The 20,986-nt window shown below is 56.6% G+C and carries 16 protein-coding genes; 9 read left to right on the top strand and 7 right to left on the bottom strand.

Annotation, left to right across the window (positions count from 1 at the left end; translation table 11 throughout):
• Nucleotides 1-285: 285 nt before the first annotated feature.
• Complete coding sequence (locus FRD01_RS16285) at nt 286-501, top strand: hypothetical protein (RefSeq protein WP_146961492.1); 216 nt, start codon at nt 286-288, stop codon at nt 499-501.
• Nucleotides 502-629: 128 nt separating this feature from the next.
• Here the strand turns inward: FRD01_RS16285 and FRD01_RS16280 are convergent, their stop codons facing one another.
• Together FRD01_RS16280 and FRD01_RS16275 are read right to left on the bottom strand one after the other, a co-directional pair.
• On the bottom strand, nt 630-869 hold the full coding sequence (locus tag FRD01_RS16280; RefSeq protein WP_249756224.1) for a PqqD family protein: 240 nt from the start codon (nt 867-869) through the stop codon (nt 630-632).
• A 180-nt stretch (nt 870-1,049) separates the two neighbouring features.
• On the bottom strand, nt 1,050-2,360 hold the full coding sequence (locus FRD01_RS16275) for an asparagine synthase-related protein (protein ID WP_249755683.1): 1,311 nt from the start codon (nt 2,358-2,360) through the stop codon (nt 1,050-1,052).
• 74 nt (nt 2,361-2,434) lie between these two features.
• On the opposite strand from FRD01_RS16275, the gene FRD01_RS16270 reads away from it, so the two are divergent.
• On the top strand, nt 2,435-6,220 hold the full coding sequence (locus tag FRD01_RS16270) for an FG-GAP-like repeat-containing protein (RefSeq protein ID WP_146961486.1): 3,786 nt from the start codon (nt 2,435-2,437) through the stop codon (nt 6,218-6,220).
• A gap of 145 nt (nt 6,221-6,365) precedes the next feature.
• Here FRD01_RS16270 and FRD01_RS16265 read toward each other — a convergent pair whose 3' ends face one another.
• Together FRD01_RS16265 and FRD01_RS16260 are read right to left on the bottom strand one after the other, a co-directional pair.
• Complete coding sequence (locus FRD01_RS16265; protein ID WP_146961484.1) at nt 6,366-7,352, bottom strand: hypothetical protein; 987 nt, start codon at nt 7,350-7,352, stop codon at nt 6,366-6,368.
• A complete protein-coding gene (locus FRD01_RS16260) occupies nt 7,346-9,997 on the bottom strand; it encodes an ATP-binding protein (protein ID WP_146961482.1) in 2,652 nt (883 codons plus the stop codon). The genes FRD01_RS16265 and FRD01_RS16260 overlap by 7 nt, the downstream gene beginning before the upstream one ends.
• 143 nt (nt 9,998-10,140) lie before the next feature.
• Between FRD01_RS16260 and FRD01_RS16255 the strand changes: the two genes are divergently transcribed.
• On the top strand, nt 10,141-11,100 hold the full coding sequence (locus FRD01_RS16255; protein ID WP_146961480.1) for a hypothetical protein: 960 nt from the start codon (nt 10,141-10,143) through the stop codon (nt 11,098-11,100).
• A gap of 7 nt (nt 11,101-11,107) precedes the next feature.
• On the opposite strand, the gene FRD01_RS16250 is transcribed toward FRD01_RS16255, so the two are convergent.
• Nucleotides 11,108-11,572 carry a hypothetical protein gene (locus FRD01_RS16250; RefSeq protein WP_146961478.1) on the bottom strand — a complete coding sequence of 155 codons (465 nt, stop codon included), beginning with the start codon at nt 11,570-11,572 and terminating at the stop codon, nt 11,108-11,110.
• A 330-nt stretch (nt 11,573-11,902) separates the two neighbouring features.
• Between FRD01_RS16250 and FRD01_RS16245 the strand changes: the two genes are divergently transcribed.
• The 5 genes from FRD01_RS16245 to FRD01_RS16225 all read left to right on the top strand — a co-directional run bounded on the left by FRD01_RS16245 (nt 11,903) and on the right by FRD01_RS16225 (nt 18,443).
• Complete coding sequence (locus FRD01_RS16245; RefSeq protein ID WP_146961476.1) at nt 11,903-12,946, top strand: acetylornithine deacetylase; 1,044 nt, start codon at nt 11,903-11,905, stop codon at nt 12,944-12,946.
• A complete protein-coding gene (locus FRD01_RS16240) occupies nt 12,943-14,283 on the top strand; it encodes an acetylglutamate kinase (protein WP_146961474.1) in 1,341 nt (446 codons plus the stop codon). The genes FRD01_RS16245 and FRD01_RS16240 overlap by 4 nt, the downstream gene beginning before the upstream one ends.
• 12 nt (nt 14,284-14,295) lie before the next feature.
• Nucleotides 14,296-15,234, top strand: coding sequence for an N-acetyl-gamma-glutamyl-phosphate reductase (gene argC / locus FRD01_RS16235; protein WP_146961472.1), 939 nt, complete (start codon nt 14,296-14,298; stop codon nt 15,232-15,234).
• A gap of 77 nt (nt 15,235-15,311) precedes the next feature.
• Nucleotides 15,312-16,604, top strand: a complete 1,293-nt coding sequence (gene argH / locus FRD01_RS16230; protein ID WP_146961471.1) for an argininosuccinate lyase — start codon at nt 15,312-15,314, stop codon at nt 16,602-16,604.
• A 45-nt stretch (nt 16,605-16,649) separates the two neighbouring features.
• Complete coding sequence (locus tag FRD01_RS16225) at nt 16,650-18,443, top strand: serine/threonine protein kinase (RefSeq protein WP_146961469.1); 1,794 nt, start codon at nt 16,650-16,652, stop codon at nt 18,441-18,443.
• Between the two features lie 14 nt (nt 18,444-18,457).
• Here FRD01_RS16225 and FRD01_RS16220 read toward each other — a convergent pair whose 3' ends face one another.
• Nucleotides 18,458-18,781, bottom strand: a complete 324-nt coding sequence (locus tag FRD01_RS16220) for a hypothetical protein (RefSeq protein WP_146961467.1) — start codon at nt 18,779-18,781, stop codon at nt 18,458-18,460.
• Between the two features lie 5 nt (nt 18,782-18,786).
• Nucleotides 18,787-19,110 carry a hypothetical protein gene (locus FRD01_RS16215; RefSeq protein WP_146961465.1) on the bottom strand — a complete coding sequence of 108 codons (324 nt, stop codon included), beginning with the start codon at nt 19,108-19,110 and terminating at the stop codon, nt 18,787-18,789.
• Between the two features lie 168 nt (nt 19,111-19,278).
• On the opposite strand from FRD01_RS16215, the gene FRD01_RS16210 reads away from it, so the two are divergent.
• On the top strand, nt 19,279-20,958 hold the full coding sequence (locus FRD01_RS16210; RefSeq protein WP_146961463.1) for an oligosaccharide flippase family protein: 1,680 nt from the start codon (nt 19,279-19,281) through the stop codon (nt 20,956-20,958).
• Nucleotides 20,959-20,986 lie beyond the last annotated feature (28 nt).

The raw sequence follows: 20,986 nt of genomic DNA, 5'->3' as shown, positions 1-20,986 counted from the left end.
ATCGCCGCGTTTCAGGATAACAATCGAGGATAAAGGAGTCGCTGAGAAGTTCGGTGCCTCCATCAGCCTTAATTTACCGGAACCCGGAAAGTCTTCATTCAGAGTTGTCGCTCCACGCATCCGACTGGAAGACGCGCTAGGTTTGAGTAATGTGTGATTGATTGCGACAACATCGTCAGCCCAAAATCGCCATCCACGACCGGAAAGCTCGCGGGTAATCGTTGACTTCCCAACCCCAGACTGGCCCAGAAGCAACATGGCTTTCTTGCTAACTATCGCGGCCCCGTGAAGTGTAACAGAGTCGGGGTTCAAAGACTCAATGACGGGAAAAACGACTCGATCGACGAATGGCTCGATAGCTGGGCCGTCGAAGTAGATGGTCGAATCTTCCCAAAGGACGCGAAGAGAACGCCATTCAAAAAAAAGGGCATCGCCCCTTTGTTTCACTGTCAGCGTGTGGTTAGAGCCGATATCTTCGGCCAGGTGTATGGTTTTCCATAGACAAGACCGGAGCCCCGAACTCTCAGAGATTCTACACTCTTGGAGCATGGAGGTTTCTGAGTCACGCACAACTGGCCAATGCAATTCAGGAGGGCCATGGACTATTCGACCCCATGTTGCGTAACGTGTCATTTCTCGACAAGCCCAGCATCTAAAAGATGGTCTACGAACTCTCCGATCAGACCAACGGCTTCGTCGTGCGAGTACCCGTTCTTGACCAAAAACTCCGCGGCAAGGCTAGGATTTGTCTGAAGCTTATCCCACATCAATGCCGCAGTTGGGTTTAGTTCAAAAACTCTGCCATTCTGCGCATTCAACAAGACGACTCGTTCATCGAACCACTCAATGACCGTGTGTTTGGAAAGCACGAGCTTCAAGGTGAGCAAGTCGGAGGGGGTGGATCGACTTGGTCCTCACCAGGGGTGGTACAGTTTGTCGAAACATCCAAACCTCCCGAGCCACTGCCTCTGATGAGTTCACGCACTGAACCCAACTCAATCAACCTCGGAGGATCAATCGGGCGAGTATCCGTTTCCATTGAGATTTCCTTATCTTTTTCCATAAAACAAACCCAGCCATCGCTCGGCGGCGGTTCGACGCCACTCTTTGGGGGAAAACGTCTTGGAGCGTGTCGCTCTTTCATAATTCAAACGAAACTGAACAGAAGGTCCAAAATCGGTGTGCTTCCGACGAAAGTTGTTGAACTGTGGGATCAATCTGGAACCCACTTCTCTTAGGATGAGTTTATCACAACTCGGTGACGCGAGGAAGAGATTCGGAAGTCCAAGTACGAAGTTGACGAAATCTGGCTCCATGAATGGCTGAATAAGCGTCACCCCGGTTCGTTCCTGCACTCGCATCTGATGACGAACAGCGAGATCCCAAGCCACACTATTAAAGGGAATCCTGGGGTTTTCACGATTAAGCATTCCCCTCCAGCCTCGACCGGGGTTCAAGAGTTCCGAAGCACTCCATCCCGGACGCGTAATGGTTTCCCGTATGACGACCGAAGGGTCGACATGGAAGAGTTGGTCAGCGGCAACACCAGTCCAAATCGTTTTGAATCCGCGGTCGGCAACAAATTGGAAAAACTCTGTTTCGTGTCCCTCGCCCGGATGAGCTTGGGGTCCCCAAAACCGGTCCATCGTTGCGGAGGTCTCCAATACTGGGCATTGGTCGATGTCGAACCCAAGAAGTGGTAGACCGAGGAGGTTGGCACTCTCTTGGGTGAAGTGCCGTTCGTCGGCACCTGGAACACGTGATTCCATGGTAAATGCGTGGAGCTTAGGCGCACAATCACGCAAGATTGCTCCTAAGAGTGTTGAGTCTAATCCGGAACTCAAAGCCAAAGCGTGTTTGGAGTCCCGCTCAACCCCGTCCAACACACTCCTATAAAGGAGGACCTTTAGTCTGGTAAGAGCATCTTCGAACACCCATTGCTCTTGCGGATAGTGCACACATTCAACGACCCTGGCACCGCGGTCGGAGAGTCTCAGAGTGTGACCAAAGGGGACCCGAAACACATCCTTGAAGAAGTCCTGTTGGATGCCTCGAGCCAGAACTTCGGTGCCTTCAATCCAACGATCTAGGAAGCGGCGATTCGGTATATCCCGACCGACGACCCTCAAGAATGGAGGATAATTAGTGACAAAGGATGTGTTAGGACCTCGTGTGTAGAGCATGGTCGAGTTTGATGGCGCTTGATTGTATATTAAGATAGAATCTCGAGATTCCGAGATGTCCCAGGGGCATGGGCCATCAGCACCCAGCCAGCCGCCCTTTAACCGTTGCCACGCAAGTTGGTTGAGTGCACGATGCTTCGGAGGGTCTTGCCCTAGGACCAGAAAAACACGAACCATTTTCAAACTCTTTGACATAGATTGGATAGGTAATAGGGTAGGTTGGTAAATTTTGTAAGTTGGAAGGTATATCAATGCATAAAGTAAAGTTTCTGCACGTCTTCGCGGCCATGTTTGTATTGAGTGGTTGTGATCACGACACCAAGGCAACTCAGGAGACTGATCAACACGCCTTATTGAAATCAGGATCGGAGGGCGCCATTGAGGGACTGTCAATCTCACGCGTTGGAGACGTCAAACCGTTTGAATCTTGGGACATATTGGACAGCAAAGTTAGCGCAACCAACCTTGCGCTAGGCTATACTGCCGAGGTGCTTGCAGATGGAGGTCTTCACTTTACGCACGTGGGTGGGGAAACGATCTATTCTGCCCCTCCGTCAGAAGTTGTAGGACAACAAAACAAGTGGGTCTCCGGCAAGGTAGACGGTCGTAAGTTTACGCTTTCGGGGAGCCATTGGGACTCGCACTTCTCCAACAATACTGACGGAGTCTCAATTTCTTGGACTCTAAAGTCGCCCTCAGAGAGGGGAGCGATCCAGTTCGGGCTTTCAAACGATCACAGCTATATCATCGACGGATCCGACCTTATAGTGATGCGAGGCACCGAAAGGGTCTTCACATGGAAGGGTCTCGGGGCTTGGGATGCCACTGGGCAAACCCTAGATGTGAAATATGTGCGAGTCGGTGAGCGAGTGTTTATTGAGTACAATGACCAGAACGCAAAATATCCAATCTACATAGACCCAGTCGCCACCTCGCCCTCGTGGAGCACCTACCCAGATCCCGACAAGGGCGCGTCTTTCTTCGGCACGATGGTTCGTGGGCTTGGGGACGTAAACGGGGATGGCTTCACTGATGTGTTAGTGGGCCAACCACGCTACTTCAATGACGGACCGAACGGTGAAGACAATTCGCGTGAAGGTCGAATCATTCTGTACTATGGCACCTCGACTGGCCTAAGTCAGACAGCTGCATGGAGCTACGAGAGCGACATCGCTTTCGCTCAGCTTGGATATTTGATTGCGGTTCTTGGGGACGTGGATGGAGATGGCTTCGCTGACGTTGCGGTTTCGTCGCTAAAGGCAGTTCAAGGCAATGCCAATGCCGGAACGGTATACATCTTTCGAGGTCAGGCGGGTGTTGGATTACAATCCCCTACTGAGATTCAGTCACCATCGCCCGCAACCAATGAATTTTTTGGATTTAGGGTGAGAGTCGGAGACTACAATTGCGACGGGTTTAGGGATATTGCGGTCGGAAGCGCGTTTACCAATGCCAGTTCCGGACGTGTGTGGGTCTACTATGGACTCAACGGAACCTACCTCACCCCCCCTCAAATTCTCAATGGCCCAACGGGTTCTAACTTTGGCGGGGCATTAACCAGCGGTCCCATCCGCGGAACTGTTGTTGGAGTGAACACATGTGATGATCTTCTGGTGGGAGCACCGAGTTTCGACCAGCCTGGGTTCACAAATCAAGGGGCAGTCTACCTTCACGATGGGGGTTTAACTGGGCTCTCAGCCGCGCCAACACAATCCTTCTTTGGCAGTATGGCGTCAGCTACTCTGGGAGTCGCGACGGTGAGGCTCGGAGACATCGACAATGATGGGAATCTGGATTTTGGTTTTGGCGCACCTGGCCAGAATTCGAATCAAGGGGCAGTTTTGGTAGTCAAAGGCACAGGGACAGGGCTGGAACTCGTTCCTATCGTGGTAGACGGACTTCCCGGCTCGCGTTTCGGAACGGAAATTGCCGGTGGAGATATTAACGGAGATGGTTTCGCTGACCTTATCGTGTCGGCACCAAACTTCAGCAACCCTGAAACCAACGAAGGCGCCGTGATTGTTCACCAATATAACGGGATGAGCTTTGACCGTGTTCAAACATTGGAAGGCAACCAGTCGAACGGAGGATATGGATTGAGCATTCATAGTGGATTTGACCTTAATGGCGATTCGATCGACGACCTGCTGATCGGGGCACGTGATTATCCGTCCCCGAATGATCCGACACGCGGTGGAGCTGCCTTCGCCCATTACGGAGTTGAGGACTGCTTCATTGATGGAGCCTTTGTTGCTGCGGGTGATGTGAGCCCAACCAATGCGTGCGAGGTGTGTGATCCGAGTGTGTCTCAGACTGCCTACTCGCCGCTCTCTTGCGATGATGGCGATCAATGCACCACTGACTCATGTGACACCACGTTGGGCTGTATCAATGCAGTAGTGGCTGACAATACGCCTTGCGATGATGGGCTTTTCTGCACCGAGAATGAGGTTTGTACTGCGGGTGCATGTGGTGGTGGAACGCCGCTCGATTGCTCAGGATCGCCTGGTGAGTGTTTTGAGGCGGGCGTATGTAACGAGGCGGCGGACCAGTGTGATCCGCCGGCGCCTTCGCCGGCTGGTGATGCCTGTGGTGGGGCCGTTTGTCAGACCGCTGGAACGTGTGATGGCGCGGGTACCTGTCAGGGCGCAGCGCCCGTGGATTGTTCGAACCTCGATACCGCGTGTACCGTTGGGCAATGTAATGCGACCACGGGGGCCTGTGAGGCCGTCAATGTGACGAATGGTACGTCGTGTGATGACGGTGACGCCTGCACGAACAATGATGTGTGTGGCGGCGGCGTTTGTGGCGGTAGTGCCATTGCGTGCGATGATGGCAATCCTTGTACGGTAGAAAGCTGTGACCCTGTTTTGGGTTGCGTGAGCGTGCCTGCCGCGGACGGGCTCGCCTGTGATGACGGAAACGCCTGTACCTCGGCGGATTCGTGTACGGCGGGTGTGTGTGGTGGCTCGGCTGTGACGTGTGATGACGGCAACGAGTGTACTGTCGATTCGTGTGACGCTGTGCTTGGCTGTCAGGCAGCTCCTGCTTCGGCTGGAACTACCTGTGATGACGGCCTCTTCTGCACCGTAAACAACGCGTGCGACGGCGCGGGAGCTTGTGTGGGTGCGCCTCGCGATTGCTCGAATGCTGCGGCCACCTGTTTTGAAGGCGTGGCTTGTGATGAGACCGCAGACCTTTGCGTGCCGGCGAACCCAAGTGCGTCTGGCACGGCGTGTGGTGGCGATGTCTGTGTAGATGCCGGAACCTGCGACGGTAACGGTGTGTGTTCGGGCGAGTCGAACGTGGATTGTTCGAACCTGGATACAGATTGTGAGATCGGCGTATGTGATGGCACGAGCGGCGCCTGCGTGGCGCAACCAAGGCCAGACGGCACCGTATGCGATGACGCAGACGCGTGTACCGAGAACAATATCTGTGAGTCGGGCGTATGCGGCGGCGATGCCGTTGTATGTGAGGACGACGATAACGAGTGTACCGCTCCGTCGTGCGATCCGGCGCAAGGCTGTGTCTTTGAAGACCTGCCGTTTGGTTCAACTTGCTCCGAGTCGTTCTGTTCAGCTGATGGAACCTCTGTGAGCGCCGGCATCTGTGACGGGTCGGGCGCATGCACCGAGGACACCACCACGCTTACAAGCTGCGCACCGTATGTGTGTGGCGTGAGCGCCGAAGGTGCGGCATGTCTTAGCTCTTGCGAAGCAGACGTGGACTGTGCCGAAGGCTTCGTCTGCTCGAACGCTGAGTGTGTTGAGCCAGGTGAAGACATGGGCGATATGGGCACCCCAGATATGGGTGAGACCGACATGGGCGACGACATGGGTGAAACCGATATGGGTACGCCGGACATGGCGATCGACGATATGGGCGCTGATATGGCCGGCCCGGACATTGGTCCTCAAGCTCAAGGCCAGCTCGAGGGTTCAGGACCCGCCTGTGCGTCTACCGATGCTCGTCCAGATCACGCGCTTCTGATGCTTCTAGTTCTCGGAATCGGGCTCCGAGTTCGACGGCGATAAATCGTCGAGCACTGAATGCCAAGAATGGTGGAGAGTCTCTCTCCACCATTTTTTTTAGACTTGTGAAGGAGTCTCTACTTCCGCGTGAGAAGAACGGTTGGCATGGTCCGTCCCAAGCGGACGGAGCCCGCTTGTACAATAGACGTCATTGAAAGACGGCGAAGCCCACGACTTCAGAGGTCGGGATGCGTTCCATATCCAAGTGTGCAGGCTTAGACTCGGTGATGACGCCACCTACTTCGTGGCCAAGAATGCCGGTAAGGTAGAAGGTCTGCCCGGCTGCCTCCAACTCAAAACTGAACTTCCACTCGTCCATCACCAACGTTCCAGTGCGCATGGTGATCTCTGGGTTCTCTTCGTCCCCACACGTCAAGGAGGGCACGCTGAGTTCGTTCTCAGCAAACTTGGGGAGCGACAACACGCATTCGTGAGACGGGGCCATAGGCGAGCCGTCAAAGAGCGTGGTGAGGTATCCGTGGAATTCCTGTCCTGGAATTCGCGAGGGCTTGATGCCATCGTTCGGCTCGAACCTGAGGTTGTCAAAGAGATTGGGGCCTAGTTCTGAGGCGGTCGCATGTGAGAAGAGCCACTGCCCGGCATCGAAGTGGCCGGTGGCGCTGAAATTTGGCTCACACACGCCGCCACATTGACGCCGGAAGAAGTCGAGCTCCATCACGCCTAAGTCTTCGTCGACCTTACCCTCCACAAGGGCCGTCCAAGGAGGCGAACCTCCAGTCAAAGAGCCGCGAAGCGCACCATCAAGGGATTGATACAACGAGAGCACGGCTGACTGCGCCCTGCCCTCTACGATCAGCTCGGCCGGAGTTTGAGATAGTGGTGTTGGAGAAGTCAAGACCGCCTCAGCCTTTGGACTGGCGCAGGACTCGCCCGTCCAGACGCACTGAAACTCCGCCGCGCACTCAAGCAAATCGAGTTCACAATCGGCATTGGAATTTTGGTCGAGTTCGGGGTCGCGCGTATCGGGAGTTTGGCCCAGATCGGCGGCATCGGCGGTATCAGCGCCAAGGTCCATTTCCGTTTGTGTAGGGCTATCAGAACCTGGCGAATCCGCCGTGCCACAACCGATGGCCAAAAGGATCAAAACGCTCCAATATTTGCGGGTGATTACCATTCGTCGCCGACTTCAATCCTAATCTTTGAGTCGATTAGGTAACCATCATCTGACGTTAAAATCAACTCATCGAGACCATTCTTTCTAAGCGTTCGGATGGCCCAGTAGACGCGGCGGGCGGCGTCCTCAGGCTCGATCTCTTGGCCCGGCCAGCCGATATCGAATAGCGCGTGGGCATCAGCTCCAACGCCTGGCTTGGAAGCATGCAATTCCACAAGATGTTTGAGAATGAGTTTGATGGACTTTCGACGGCGAAGATCCACGCTTTCATCTGCACACCTGAACCATTCGCAATCCGGCCCTACAACAAGCTCGGCATCACGCGGAGGCGGTGTAGTGTCGGGCCGGGTTGTGGGCAATCTCTGCACGAGGCGATAGACCATGCGCGCGTGCAAAGACGAGACTGTGAATGGATTTGAGACCGCAGGGCGCTGATGCATCCACTCGTTGAGGAGCGTGACCATGACGGTCTGCGAGTCTTCGGGGCGGCCTTCAATCTCAGCGATCACACCCTTCAAATTGGCCGGGAGCCCCCGTAGATACTCGGCCACACTGACCGTCGCCAACGAGACAACCTTCCAGCCGAAATCGCTTGTCCCTAGACGTTCGAAACGCGCGGCGGCCTCGGCGGCATGCTTGGACGCGGAGGCGAAACGACCCTCCATGAGGTCCACCCAACTCAACGAGAGCAGATATCCTGCGGCATCGGACTCAATGCCAAGTTCGGTGGCCAGCGCAAGCGCAGCGGTAAAGTGCGCCCTTGCATCGCCGAGGTTCTCTTCCTCGAATTCCAGCGTGCCAAGCGCAAAGAGCACCACATTCTCCCAGGCCTTGGTGCCGCCCGAACGATGCAACGCGAGGCTTTCCTGGTAGTGTTTTCGCGCCTCGCGCCGCTCGTCCAGACGATGAAGTGCGCCGGCTAGATTCCCTAGCAACATGGCCTCAAACGTCCGGTTACCGAGGATTCTGTGAGTCTCGAGAGCGGCTCGGTAGGCGTGCACAGCAGCCTCGTAGTTCTTGGCGGAAAGCTCTGCATCTGCCAAACCCTGCAGGCAGATCGCCTTGAGACGCAGATCGCCGATCTCCTCAGCAGCCTTCAGGGCGAGCTCGGCGTGACGCCGTTGTTCCTGCCGGTTTCCGAGATAGAAATGCACGTAGACGAGCCTTCGGTGAATCTCGGACTCACGCCGCAGATCGTCGGACTCGGGAATGAACTGGAGTTCGCGCAGGCAGCTTCGAGCCTGCTCGAAATCACCGAGATCCACCCACGCATTGGCTTCGTGCGCCCAGTTGAGACGCTTGAGCTTATTGGACTCGGCCAGCGCGCGCACCACCCCGTGGGCCTCAATCGCGGCCATGACCTCGCCGCGAAGCCTGTGAGCATTGGCCATTCGGAGCTTGATCCACGCCTTCTGTTCATCGAGCGGGTCTAGTTGCCAGGCGCGTTCCAGGGCATCCATTGCCGCGCCAAAATCCGAACTATCGATATAGTGATCTGCAATTCGGGCGAGGATGTCCGCGCGCGCAGTCAGCGATATCTCGGTCTTGGCAAGGCATGCGTTGAGGCGGCGCAGCGAGCGTTCGGGTTCAAGTCGCGAAATCGCGTCGAGCGCCGCGGCGATCTGTGCCGCGCGTCCCGGCTGGGAATCAAAGCTGTAGTCAAAAGCGGCCTCGAGATTACCTCGTTCGAGTATCAGACGAGCGGCATGGCGTGAGCCGTTGGTCTGATTGAGCGACCCGAGAAGCGGCTTGCTGCTCTCCGCATAATGATGTGCGTGGTTTTCACGCGTCTCAGGCGGAATCGGGCGCGTCTGGCTCAGGTAGTACTGCACCGACTTCAGGCTGTAGAATCGTGACTCACCGATGGTGTCGACTTCCTTGATCAAGAGCGAGCGCCGAACGAGCTCAGAAAGTATTTGTGGCGTGCGCTTTTCGGAATGGAGAACGGCGTGGGCCGCCTCGAGGTCAAAGCCGTTCACGAAGACCGTGACCTGACTAAGAACGTGCATGGTCGCGGGGTCTAGTGCCGAAACGAGGGGTTGAATACTGGAGCGGAGGATGTCTGGGGCTTGGCCACGGCGGCGCGACTCGAGTGCCTCAAACCGGCGATCCAGCGACTTCAGAATCTCGGCGGGCGTCATGAGGTCGGTCTTGGACGCGGCGAGTTCTATTTCGCGGGGAAGGTGGTCGAGCTCGGCCAGGAGCTCTGGAAGATGGGCGGTGGTCTTGAGACCCGATGCGCGCTGCTCAAACAGCTCTGCCGCCGCATCTGCAGAGAGAGGTTTGAGCGCAAAGACATATTCGCTGGCGAGTTCGAGAGGTTGAGAAGCGGTGGTGATGATTTTGAGCGTGGGCCTAGCGTTCAGTGCGTTGTCCACGAGTTCCGCGAGCTGGTTGTGATCCAGATCCGAGGCGTCGAGTACCGCGAGCTCACCGGCGAGAACGAGTTCCGGGTCCTTGGTTGTTTCAGCGGGGCCGAGCCGAGCGTGGGCGAGCTCGGAAACGAGGCGCGTCTTGCCAACACCGGGCGGTCCTATGATCGTCACCAGAGAGTTGGCCTTGATGAGCTGCTCCACCAGCGTGAGTTCGGTCTCACGCCCGATGATCGAGGTGCGTTCTGGGTTGGTGTTGGTGGAGGGTTTCATCGGGACTACGATTGCAGATTCTTGGCGTCCTTCATAGCGTTTCCGAGAAACTCTCAGGCACTCTCACATATGCTCACATACCCTTCATTTCGGAAAGTTTTCGGGCCCGTTAGTTTAAGCTCGAACTTTTGAAAGGAGATGTGATGAAGAATTTATTGAAGGTCGTTCTTGGTGTTGGATGTTTGAGCGTGTTGATGGTCGGCTGCGGCGAGACGGCAGATTCCGACGAGAACACGGTCACGAAGGCTGAGGCCCAACAATTGGCAGGAAAGGCAGACCGTGGCAAGGATATTTGTGCGGTGCGTGGTTGGTACAATGACGGTGAGTGCGACACGTTCTGTGCGAAGCCTGATCCGGATTGTGCAGAGCCTTACGAGCCTTGTGCGGGGCTGAGCTGTGGTGATTCGTGCCAGGTGTGTGACCCGGCCGATCCGGATTGCTTTGAAACTGCTGTGTTGAAGTTCTGTAATGCCGACGGCGCATGTCAGGCGGGCGATCCGGTTTGCGCACCTGAGCCATACAATCCATGCGAGGGTTTGAGCTGCGGTGACTCATGCCAGGTTTGTGACCCAGCCGACCCGGACTGCTTTGAGACCGCCGTGCTGAAGTTCTGTAATGCCGACGGCGCATGCCAGGCAGGCGATCCGGTCTGTGCACCTGAGCCCTACAATCCATGCGAGGGTTTGAGCTGTGGTGATTCGTGCCAAGTGTGTGACCCTGCCGATCCGGACTGCTTTGAAACTGCCGTGCTGAAGTTCTGCAATGCCGACGGCGCATGCCAGGCAGGCGATCCGGTCTGTGCACCTGAGCCCTACAATCCATGCGAGGGGCTTAGCTGTGGTGATTCGTGCCAGGTTTGCGACCCTGCCGACCCGAACTGCTTTGAGACCGCCGTGCTGAAGTTCTGCAATGCCGACGGTGCATGTCAGGCAGGCGATCCGGTTTGCGCACCGGAGCCCTACAATCCATGTGAGGGTTTGAGCTGTGGTGACTCATGCCAGGTGTGTGACCCGGCCGATCCAGACTGCTTCGAAACCGCCGTGCTCAAGTTCTGTAATGCCGACGGCGCATGTCAGGCAGGCGACGCGGTCTGCACGCAGTAAACTCGGCCTAGAGGTCCGGGAAACGGGCAGGCGTGTGGAACTCCTTCCATGGCTGGCAAAACTCGGTCTCAAATTTCCCATCCAAGACAGAAGTGTAGGTGTCAATCGGCTTCATGCAGCTCACGATGATAGAAGCAATCGCCTCTCCCTTCTCACGCCATATTGGTGGCTCATCGACGACTGGATGGGTTTGATAAAGCTCTAGGTCCCACTCGAAAGCGACGGTCGCAGTTTCTTCGTCGTAAGTGGCCATGATTGAGGATTCTTGTGATCTCCAAATACGAATGTCGTCTCCGGAAGTATCAACGTTGAACTCGGCGCGGGGCATCTTGCCCGTGTTGTCGTCGTTCAGAACCATCACTCCCGACAGCTTTTCTGGGTTCGAGAATCCAGTTTCGATATTGGCATCGGAAAATAGCACCGAAAAGGAACTATCAAAAGATCCTTGCAAATCATAAGCACCAAACTCCATAAAGGGCTCTCTCTGAGGTCGAACGGTAAGAAAGAGACCCGTCTCACAGGCTTTCATTCCATCGATATCGCAGCTCAGCACCGGTGTTGGCGCGCCTGAAGGCTTCTCTGTGTTGTCCGCACACGCGCAGACCATTGCTGTCGTTGCGATTAAGAGGGGGAGTGCAAAGATTCGGAGGCTTGCTTAAGAGTTCTATGAAGTTGCGTCCCATCATTCGCATAGTAGGGAGTCCTGCACTGGAACTCACATGAAATCGACCTAGAGTAGCCGAGAATTTTCAGAGGATATCTGGTATCGAAGGTCTGGTCCGCTTGTACACGAAGGAATCGAATGGATGTTGTAGAGCATTTGAGTGCGCTGGTTGGCTTTGATACGCAAAATCCCCCACGGAGTTTTGGGGCGGAGATACTGGAGTATATCAAGGCTGAGCTTGCTGGGTTTGAGTTTGAGGAGTGGGACCACGGCGAGGGGCGGCGGACCTTGTTGGCTACGCGCGGGGCGCCGGAGATCCTTATCAATTTTCATCTTGATACGGTGCCGGCCGCCGCCGGATACACCCGCGACCCGCATGTCTTGCACGTTGAAGACGGGCGGGCATACGGGCTTGGGGCGTGTGATATCAAGGGGGCATCGGCTGCGGCGATCGCCGCGGCGCAGGCGAGTACGGGGCCGATTGCGCTTTTGTTTACTACGGATGAGGAGGCTGGAAGCTCGGAATGTGTGAGGCGATTTTGTGAGCTTGGACGCCCATTTAAGGTGGTGCTCGTGGCCGAGCCCACCAGCTGCAAGGCAGTGCTCGAGCATCGCGGTATCCTCACCTACCGCGCAGAATTTGAGGGTGTGTCTGGCCACGCGTCCAGCGGGCGGGCAGAGTCTGATTCGGCGCTTCACCACGCTGTGCGCTGGGCGAACCAGATCCTAGACGCGAGCGCGCGCCGCCACGACACGTACAAAAACCTCAGTGGGCTCGCCTTTAACCTCGGGCGACTCGAGGGCGGTGTGAAGCCAAACATGATTGCGTCGAGCACGGAATTGAGCTTTGGGTTCCGGCCGCTGCCCGGAATGGACGGTGAGAAAATCGTTGCCGAATGGGCGTTTAAGCCTCGCCCCGCCTCGCTAACTCGCGGTTTTTACGGACCACCGCTTCCAACGCCTGGCCGCGCGCCGGCCGCTGAGATTGCGCAAGAATTGGGTCTAGAAATCGCAGATCCTGTGAATTTCTGGACGGAGGCTTCACTTTTCTCACAAGGTGGTTACGATGCGCTCGTCTTTGGGCCCGGCGATATCGCGCAAGCCCATACCGCCGACGAATGGGTGTCGGTAGACGACCTACACGCAGCATTTACGCACTACCGCAGGATCATGTCGCTATGAGCGATTCAGCGCAACAAACCCGGGAAATCATCTTGCGCCTACTCGGCTCCATCGGGAGCCGCAAAGAGGTCGAGCAATATATCAAGCAGTACTCAAGCCTCGACCAAAAACAGTTCGCGGTGGTTAAGGTTGGGGGTGGACTGCTTCAAGACCACCTTGAGGAGCTCGCGTCGTCGCTGACGTATCTGCAGCGCGTGGGCCTCTATCCGATCGTGATTCACGGCGCGGGCCCACAACTCGATGACGCGCTCAAGGAGGCGGGCATTCCGATTCGCAAGCTCGAGGGCATGCGCATTACGGATTCGGCCACTCTGGACGTGGTCCGAAAGGTCATGCAGCGCGAGAATCTGAAGCTCGTGGACGCGCTTGAGAAGCTCGATACACGGGCGCGTCCGGTCACTTCGGGCGTATTTGAGGCGACCATGCTCGACGAGTCGACCTATGGGTACGTGGGCGAGATAAAACGCGTGAACCTTGAGGCGATCGGCGCCGCGATCCGAGCCGGTCACCTGCCGATTTTGACGTGTCTCGGCGAGACCCCTAGCGGGCAGATCGTCAACATCAATGCGGATGTGGCCGCGAGCGAGCTCGCCCTGGCTATCAAGCCAGCAAAGATCGTTTTCTTGACGCCCACGGGTGGACTTCTGGACCAGCACGGACGGACCCTGAGCTCGATCAACCTCTCCGAGGACTTCGACCGCATGATGTCGGAGGATTGGGTGCACTCGGGCATGCGGCTCAAGCTTCAGGAGATCAAGGATTTGCTGGATGAGTTGCCGCTCTCATCGTCGGTCTCCATCACGTCTGCCCGCGACTTGCCCAAAGAACTTTTCACCCACCGCGGTGCCGGCACTCTGGTGCAGCGCGGAGAGCGGGTCTTGGAGTTCAAGACCTTCGATCAGATAGACCAGGTGCGGCTCAAAGAGCTTTTGGAACTCGGTTTTGGAAAGCAGCTTCGGCCGAAATATTTTGAGAAAGAGAATATCGACCGCATCTATGTCACCGAGTCGTACCGAGCCACGGCGGTGATTGTGAAGGAAGGTCCGGTGCCCTATCTGGATAAGTTTGCGGTGACGCCTAAGGCGCAAGGTGAGGGGCTCGGGGCCTCGGTATGGGCGCGCATGCGCGAGGACTACCCAAAGCTCTACTGGCGCTCACGCGTGTCGAACCAGATCAACATGTGGTATTTCCAGCAGTCCGAGGGCGCGTTTAGAAACGACCAATGGTGCGTGTTTTGGTACGGCATCGAGGACTATGACGAGATGAAGGCCTGCGTGAAACGGGCGTTTGAGCTTCCCGCGACTCTGGAAGAGCCGAGCATCGCTGCCAATTCTTAGGCGAGTTGAACCATGAAAAAACGAATGGGTTTGATTGGGGCGCGCGGATACGTGGGTGGCGAGCTCATGCGTCTCTTGGGGGCGCATTCGGGCCTGGAGCCGGCCGTGGTGAGTTCGCGGCAGCTTGTAGGGCAGAAGATTTCGGAGCATTTCGAGTATCCTTCGGACACGCTGATTCGAGATTTGGGTTTTGAGGATGTGGCTGAGTTGGAGCTCGACGCGTGGGTTTTGGCGCTGCCCAACGGGCTTGCGCCCGCGTGGGTCGAGGCGATTCGCCAACACGATAAGGACGCTGTGATCCTGGACCTGGGGGCGGATTATAGGTTCGATTCTACCTGGACCTACGGCTTTACGGAGCGATTTCGAGACCAGATTTCCAAGGCCAAACTGATCTCAAATCCGGGCTGTTACGCCACGGCTATGCAGGTGGCGATCTGGCCGATTTTGGAGTTCTTGGACGGCCCTGCTCACGCATTTGGTGTCTCGGGATATAGCGGTGCGGGCACGACTCCGTCTGATAAAAACAACCCAGAACGCCTGCGAGACAACCTTATCCCCTATGCCCTAACGGGCCATATTCACGAGCGCGAAGTCAGCACTCAGATGGGGCATTCGGTACGATTCATGCCGCATGTGGCTGAATTTTTTAGAGGCATCAATATCACACTCTCAGCGCCGTTGAAGGACGGAGTTGAAGCCGCCGACATCTGGGCTGCGTATGAGCGAGTTTGGGGCGCCGAGCCGTTGATCCAGGTGGAGAAGGACCGCATGCCGGAAGTGGCACAGGTGGCGGGTGCGCATCATGTGGGTGTGGGTGGTGTGTCGGTCAAAGACGGTCATTTGGTGGTCGTTTCTGTGATCGACAATTTGCTCAAGGGAGCCGCCACTCAGGCGATGCAGAATCTGAACTTGGCTCTCGGTTTTGATGAGTTTAACTCCGTTAAGCTCTGATTAGATTTGTAGGTTTCACAATTTTTTTGACGTTCAACTCACGCGGACAGAGCCCGCGTGTACAGCCGGTATTAGATATGAGTTTGATTTGGGCCAAAGGCACCAGCCGTCCTGACGAAGCGATCCAACGGTTTTCCGCGGCGGACGACGTACAACTCGACCGCGTGCTCTTCCGTTTTGATATTCAGGCGTCTGGCGCGCACGTGCTCGGTCTGGAGAAGGCAGGTGTTCTCAGCGCCGCAGAGTCCTCGAGTCTTCGGGAGGCGCTCAAGTCGCTCGACGCGGCGTGGACAAACGGCGAGTTTGAGCTCGATGAACGCTATGAAGATGGGCATTCTGCAATCGAGAGCTACCTCATCGAGAAGCTCGGCGAGGTAGGCAAGAAGGTCCACACTGGCCGCAGCCGAAACGACCAGGTGCTGGTGGCGAGCCGCCTCTATCTGAGGACCAGTCTGGATGAGCTCAAGGCGCTATGCGTGACCATCGCCAAGACTACTCTTGAAGTGGCACACGCTGAGATGATGACGCCGATGCCAGGCTACACGCACCTCCAGCGCGCGGTGCCCTCGTCGGTGGGCCTGTGGATGGCGGCCTTTGCGGAGGCCTTTACAGATAACGCGGAGCTTGCCGAGCTGACCCGCAAGTGGGTCAACAAAAACCCGCTCGGCACCGCAGCTGGTTACGGTGTGAATGCGCCGCTCGAGCGCGACCTCGTGTCGGGTGAGCTTGGTTTTGACGCCCTGCAAATCAATCCGATCTACGCCCAGAACAGCCGCGGAAAATTTGAGATTCAGGTCATCGACACCTTCGCGCAGGCTATGCTCGATGTGCGCCGCCTGATGTGGGATTTGAGCCTCTACACCACGGCGGAGTTCGATTTTGTGCGCCTTCCTGACGCCTACACCACCGGAAGCTCCATCATGCCGAACAAGCGCAATCCGGACATCGTGGAGTTGCTGCGGGCAGCCTACGGCGTGGTGGAGGGCGCGCGCGTGGAGCTCACGCAGACACTGAGCCTTCCGAGCGGCTATCATCGCGACCTTCAGAACACCAAAGGTCCGATGATTCGTGCGATCGAGAGGAGCAAAGAGGCGTTGCGGCTCATACCACCGCTGATCGGCGAGCTTCAGTTCCAGCGCGAGAAAATGGCGGCGGCCATCTCGCCGGATATGTACGCGACGGATATCGCGACTGAGCTTGCGCTCGGCGGCATGCCGTTTAGAGATGCGTACAAAGAGGCGGCGCGCCAGATCCCAGAGATTCAAGACCGCGACCCGGCCGAGAGCCTTAAGAGTCGCACCTCGCCTGGCGCGACGGCGAATCCCCTGCTGGACCGTATCGAAGCTAGACTTTCGGGACTAGCGGACTAAACGCTGAACTTGCGCCACTTCCGAAGTACATAGAGAATAGCGCCGATGAATTTATTTTGCCCCGAGTGCTCTCGCACATTTGAAGACGAAGGTCTTCGCACGTGTCCGCACGACGGGAACGCGCTCTTCAAAGTGCGCGACAAGCCCGACCCACTCATCGGCACCGTCATCGACGAGCGGTTCGAGGTGCTTGCGCTGATCGGCGAAGGCGGCATGGGGACAGTGTATCGCGCGGTTCAGCTTTCGGTTGGGCGCGAGGTGGCCGTCAAGGTCCTTAAGCAGGAATTGACGCAGAAGAAAGTAGCGCTTGAGCGCTTTCACCGCGAATCCAAGCTGATTTCTCAGCTCAACCACCCGAATATCGTCAAGCTCATCGACTTCGGCGAGGATCGCACTCTGGGGATTTTGTACCTCGTGATGGAGTTTGTGCCGGGCATCAATCTAGGCGACCTCATTGACCGCGGGCGTCTTCGCATACCTGTCGCGCTCGAGATCCTGAGCCAATGCGCAAGTGCGCTGGCCGAGTCTCACGCCATGGGCATCATTCACCGCGACTTGAAACCGGACAATATCATCATCACCTTGATGGCCGACGGTGGCCTTCAGGCGAAGGTTCTGGATTTTGGGATCGCCCGTGCGTTGGAGGTTAACACCCAGCTCACGGCCACCGGCATGGTCTGCGGCACGCCTTCGTATATGGCGCCGGAACAGGCGCAGAATCAGGAGTTGGACGCGCGAGCGGACCTTTACTCCATGGGTGTAATTTTCTACGAGATGCTCTCGGGCTGGCCGCCATTCACGGGCACAAACAGCTTGCAGATCATCATCAAACATATTCAGGAGATGCCGCCAAAACTCCGTGAGCTTCTGCCGCCGACGGCGATTCCGGAGTTCCTGGAAGATTTCACCGACCAACTTCTGGCGAAATCCCCAGCGGGGCGCCCGCCCGACGCGCTCTCCCTGAAGAAGCAGGTCACGGAGCTGAGAAAGCAACTCAACCTGGAGCTTCCGGAAGTCCACGGTGACCTCAAAGCTGCTGAGCAGGCGTGGGTTTTGCCCAAGCTCCCAATCGGTGACGTACACGAATCCGGGCCCACAGGCGTGTTGCGCCGTGAGACCGGCACCGAATGGGATACTGAGATTTACGATTCCGGCGAGGCAAAGACGCAGACGTCTACCCAGACTCCGAGCCCTCGTGAGGCAGAGAAGGTGAAGGAAGGGGTCTCAGCTTCGGTTGTGATGGACGACCCCGTGTCTACGAGTGCACCCACGCAGCGGCGCTCACGCACGCCTTCGACGATTCGCGAAGAGCGCCCCGAGGCGCTGGAGCCGGCCAAGACTCAGGTGCCTCAGAAAACGGCGGAGACTCCTGCGGTTCAGCATGCGCCGTCTAATGGTCTCGGTGTTTTGAGCATTGTGGCCTTGGGCTTGATAGCCGTCTTAGCCGCTACCACACTCATCCTCTGGAAGATTTTGCCCGGCGATACGGTCGCATCCGTTGTGGAGGCGCCTGCGGAACCTGAGCCCGTGGCCGTTGTGCAGGAGCCGGCGCCAGCACCGGAGCCCATCCTTCCTATCCAAGCCGTTGTGGACCTAGCCCATGCGCGGGTGGACGGTGGTTTTCGGGCGGCGATCCTCGAGCTCGGCACGGCCACCAAGGAGCCTGTGCCGGCTAAGGTCAAGCCGATTCGGACCGCGAAGGAGGCTGAGCCCAAGGTGGTTGCGGAGCCCAAGGTAGTTGCGGAGCAGCCCGTGATTAAGAAAGCTCCCCCAGTCAAAGCAATGCCTGAGCCCAAGAAGGAGATTCGTAATCCCTTGACGGGCCTCACCAGTGAATAGACTCCATCCACGTCCTAAACTTGCGGGAAAAGTACATCAAATGTGATTTCTCTCCCCTCCTCCACACATTCACGCGTGTAGTGAAGGGACGTGTAGGACTTCTTCAGGAAGAGAGATACCCGCAGTCGAAGAGTGACAATCCCAAGCATCGTTGCTTGCCAGGGATCAACGCCGTACATCGTCTGCTCAAACACCGTCTCGACTTGGTTCCGAACCAGTGAGATTTTGGCTCCAAAGTCGACATCTTGTGCCACTGGTTCAAACACCGTCATATGTAGCTCATCCACGGTCGAGTCGGGTTTTCGCGCGTAGAATGTCTTTTCCAATGCTATGTGCATCGAGTTCAATACTGGGGAAAGATTAACTGCAAAGTGATTTCTCGTCCTTCGTCAACACATTCCCGGGTGGAATACAGGGTCACGTAAGACTTTTTGAGAATCAAAGATACTCTCAGCCGCAAGAACCCAATGCCGATCATGATTGCTTGCCAACGATCAGCGCCATACACGGACTCGTCCACCAACACATCGCTCTGATTTCGGGTCACAGAAACCCTGATAGCGCATTTGTTCTCTTCGTTGATTGGGTCAAAGACGACTAAGTGTAACTCATCCACGGTGCCGTCAGGGGTTTGGGCGTAGATGGTCGTTTCGGTTAAAGATCTCATGGCTAAAGACATTAGCCGTAGTGAGGTGAAGAGGCAATTTGACTGTCCCATGCGCGGGCCGCGGGAAATCCGAAGAAAGAAGTTCCTAAAGATCTTGGTCCTGTTGTAGAAGCACCACCATTCAACTGACGCGGAGAGAGCCCGCGTTGACATGACGGTGAGAGCGACGTGAGCGATAGAGTCAAAAAGGCCGGGCGTGGATTCCTCGTCATTACCGGGGCAAAGGTTTGGTTCCTCGTGACCAGCGCGATTGTGCAGCTGGGACTGCCAATCGCCTTTGGTTCGGCGGAAATGTTCGGCATGTACAAGATCGTGACCGAGGCGATTAGCCTTCTGAATATGGTCATGATCACCGGCACGCTGCAGGCCGTGAGCAAATTGGTGAGCGAACGTCCCGAACAAGCGCGGCGCATCGTCAACCAGGCCGTGATGCTCCAATGTTTCATCGGCGTTCCCCTCTTCCTCGCCTATATGCTCGGAAGCCCGCTCATTGCAGCGAGTTTCAACGACGACACCCTTGTGCCGCTCTTGCAGCTCTCGAGCCTTATCATCGCGTTCTACGGCTTCTACGCCATCTTCGTAGGCTACCTCAACGGCGTGCAGGAGTTCGTGAAGCAGGCGAGTCTGGATATCGGTTTTTCGACGCTCAAGATGGTGGGCATCTTGGGACTGGTGCTCCTCGGGTTCGGCGTCACGGGCGCGGTCTCGGGCTTTGTAGCAGCGGCCGGCATCATCTGCCTCGTAGCCGGGATCTGGGTCTTTATTCTCCTCAAACGCTCGCCCGAAACACCACCTGCAGAGTCAGGATTTGGCCGCCTTCTGACCTATCTCATCCTGGTTATGCTCTACACATTTGCACTCAACGGCCTGATGCGTGCCGACCTTTTCATCCTCAAATCGGTCTCGGCGGACGTGCCCGCAAGCCTTGTAGGCGCAGAAGGCGTGTTCAAAGTGGTGTCCGACAAGATCGCGGGATTCTACGGGGCTGTGCTGAACATCGCCCGAATACCCTACCAGGGTGTCATCGCCATCACGTTCATCATCTTCCCCATGATTTCCGAAGCCACATTCAAGGAAGATCACACCACCACAGCGAACTATATCCGCAGCACCATGCGCTACTGCATCCTCATCATCTCAACCGTGGCGTTTCTGCTCATCTTCAACTCAGACGCCATCATCGGCGCGCTCTACAGCACGGATTATCAGGCGGCGAGCACGGCGTTGAGCTATTTGAGTATGTCGATCATCTTCTTCGCGATTTTCTTTGTGGCCACAACCATCGTCATCGGCGCGGGTCACCCGATTGTGGCGGTGGTGCTGATGGGAGCGAGCCTCGCGTTTAGTGCGGGCCTGAACTGGATTCTGGTTCGTCGAGTGCACGAATCTGTGATGCCGGACCTGGCCTTTACTCAACCGGGCAGTGTCGCGGGAGGAGCCTCCGAAACCATCTCCGGCGCGATACATGCCGCAAACTCCGAGTCCGTGCTCGCCGCGCAATACCTGCTCAGGACCCCGGAGTACATGGAGAGCGCGGCCATGGCCACCGCGTTGGCTATGGGTATCGGCTGCATTCTGAGCATTCTTTGGATGGGTTGGAAATTCAAGGCGTGGCCGCCGGTGGCGACCCTGCTTCGGCTTGCGGTGATCGCCGCGGCGCTGGCTGCCATCGAACGCCTCATCCCGCTGGACGTGGCCCTTGTTTTGGAACTCGGCAAACTCAAATTCCTGGGGCTGGTGGTGGCCAAAATGGCGGGCATGGGCGTAGTCATCTTGATTCTTCTCTTTGCGCTTCGCGAGGTCACAAAAGAAGATATTGCACGGTTCCGAAAGGTTCTGGGCAGATAGCCCCAAACACCACGTGGGACTCATCTCA

It is taken from the genome of Microvenator marinus, from assembly GCF_007993755.1.
Lineage (GTDB): Bacteria > Myxococcota_A > Bradymonadia > Bradymonadales > Bradymonadaceae > Allomicrovenator > Allomicrovenator marinus.
Note: the sequence above shows the minus strand (reverse complement) of the source record. Positions and strands in the feature narration are given on the sequence as shown.

Bases quoted from the DNA above. Each gene is read 5' to 3' on its own strand.
- FRD01_RS16245 (WP_146961476.1), top strand. From the start codon at position 11,903: ATGGATGTTGTAGAGCATTTGAGTGCGCTGGTTGGCTTTGATACGCAA.
- FRD01_RS16265 (WP_146961484.1), bottom strand. From the start codon at position 7,352: ATGGTAATCACCCGCAAATATTGGAGCGTTTTGATCCTTTTGGCCATC.
- FRD01_RS16240 (WP_146961474.1), top strand. From the start codon at position 12,943: ATGAGCGATTCAGCGCAACAAACCCGGGAAATCATCTTGCGCCTACTC.
- FRD01_RS16220 (WP_146961467.1), bottom strand. From the start codon at position 18,781: ATGCACATAGCATTGGAAAAGACATTCTACGCGCGAAAACCCGACTCG.
- FRD01_RS16275 (WP_249755683.1), bottom strand. From the start codon at position 2,360: ATGGTTCGTGTTTTTCTGGTCCTAGGGCAAGACCCTCCGAAGCATCGT.
- FRD01_RS16225 (WP_146961469.1), top strand. From the start codon at position 16,650: ATGAATTTATTTTGCCCCGAGTGCTCTCGCACATTTGAAGACGAAGGT.
- FRD01_RS16260 (WP_146961482.1), bottom strand. From the start codon at position 9,997: ATGAAACCCTCCACCAACACCAACCCAGAACGCACCTCGATCATCGGG.
- FRD01_RS16255 (WP_146961480.1), top strand. From the start codon at position 10,141: ATGAAGAATTTATTGAAGGTCGTTCTTGGTGTTGGATGTTTGAGCGTG.
- FRD01_RS16250 (WP_146961478.1), bottom strand. From the start codon at position 11,572: ATGGAGTTTGGTGCTTATGATTTGCAAGGATCTTTTGATAGTTCCTTT.
- argH (WP_146961471.1), top strand. From the start codon at position 15,312: ATGAGTTTGATTTGGGCCAAAGGCACCAGCCGTCCTGACGAAGCGATC.
- FRD01_RS16215 (WP_146961465.1), bottom strand. From the start codon at position 19,110: ATGAGATCTTTAACCGAAACGACCATCTACGCCCAAACCCCTGACGGC.
- argC (WP_146961472.1), top strand. From the start codon at position 14,296: ATGAAAAAACGAATGGGTTTGATTGGGGCGCGCGGATACGTGGGTGGC.
- FRD01_RS16270 (WP_146961486.1), top strand. From the start codon at position 2,435: ATGCATAAAGTAAAGTTTCTGCACGTCTTCGCGGCCATGTTTGTATTG.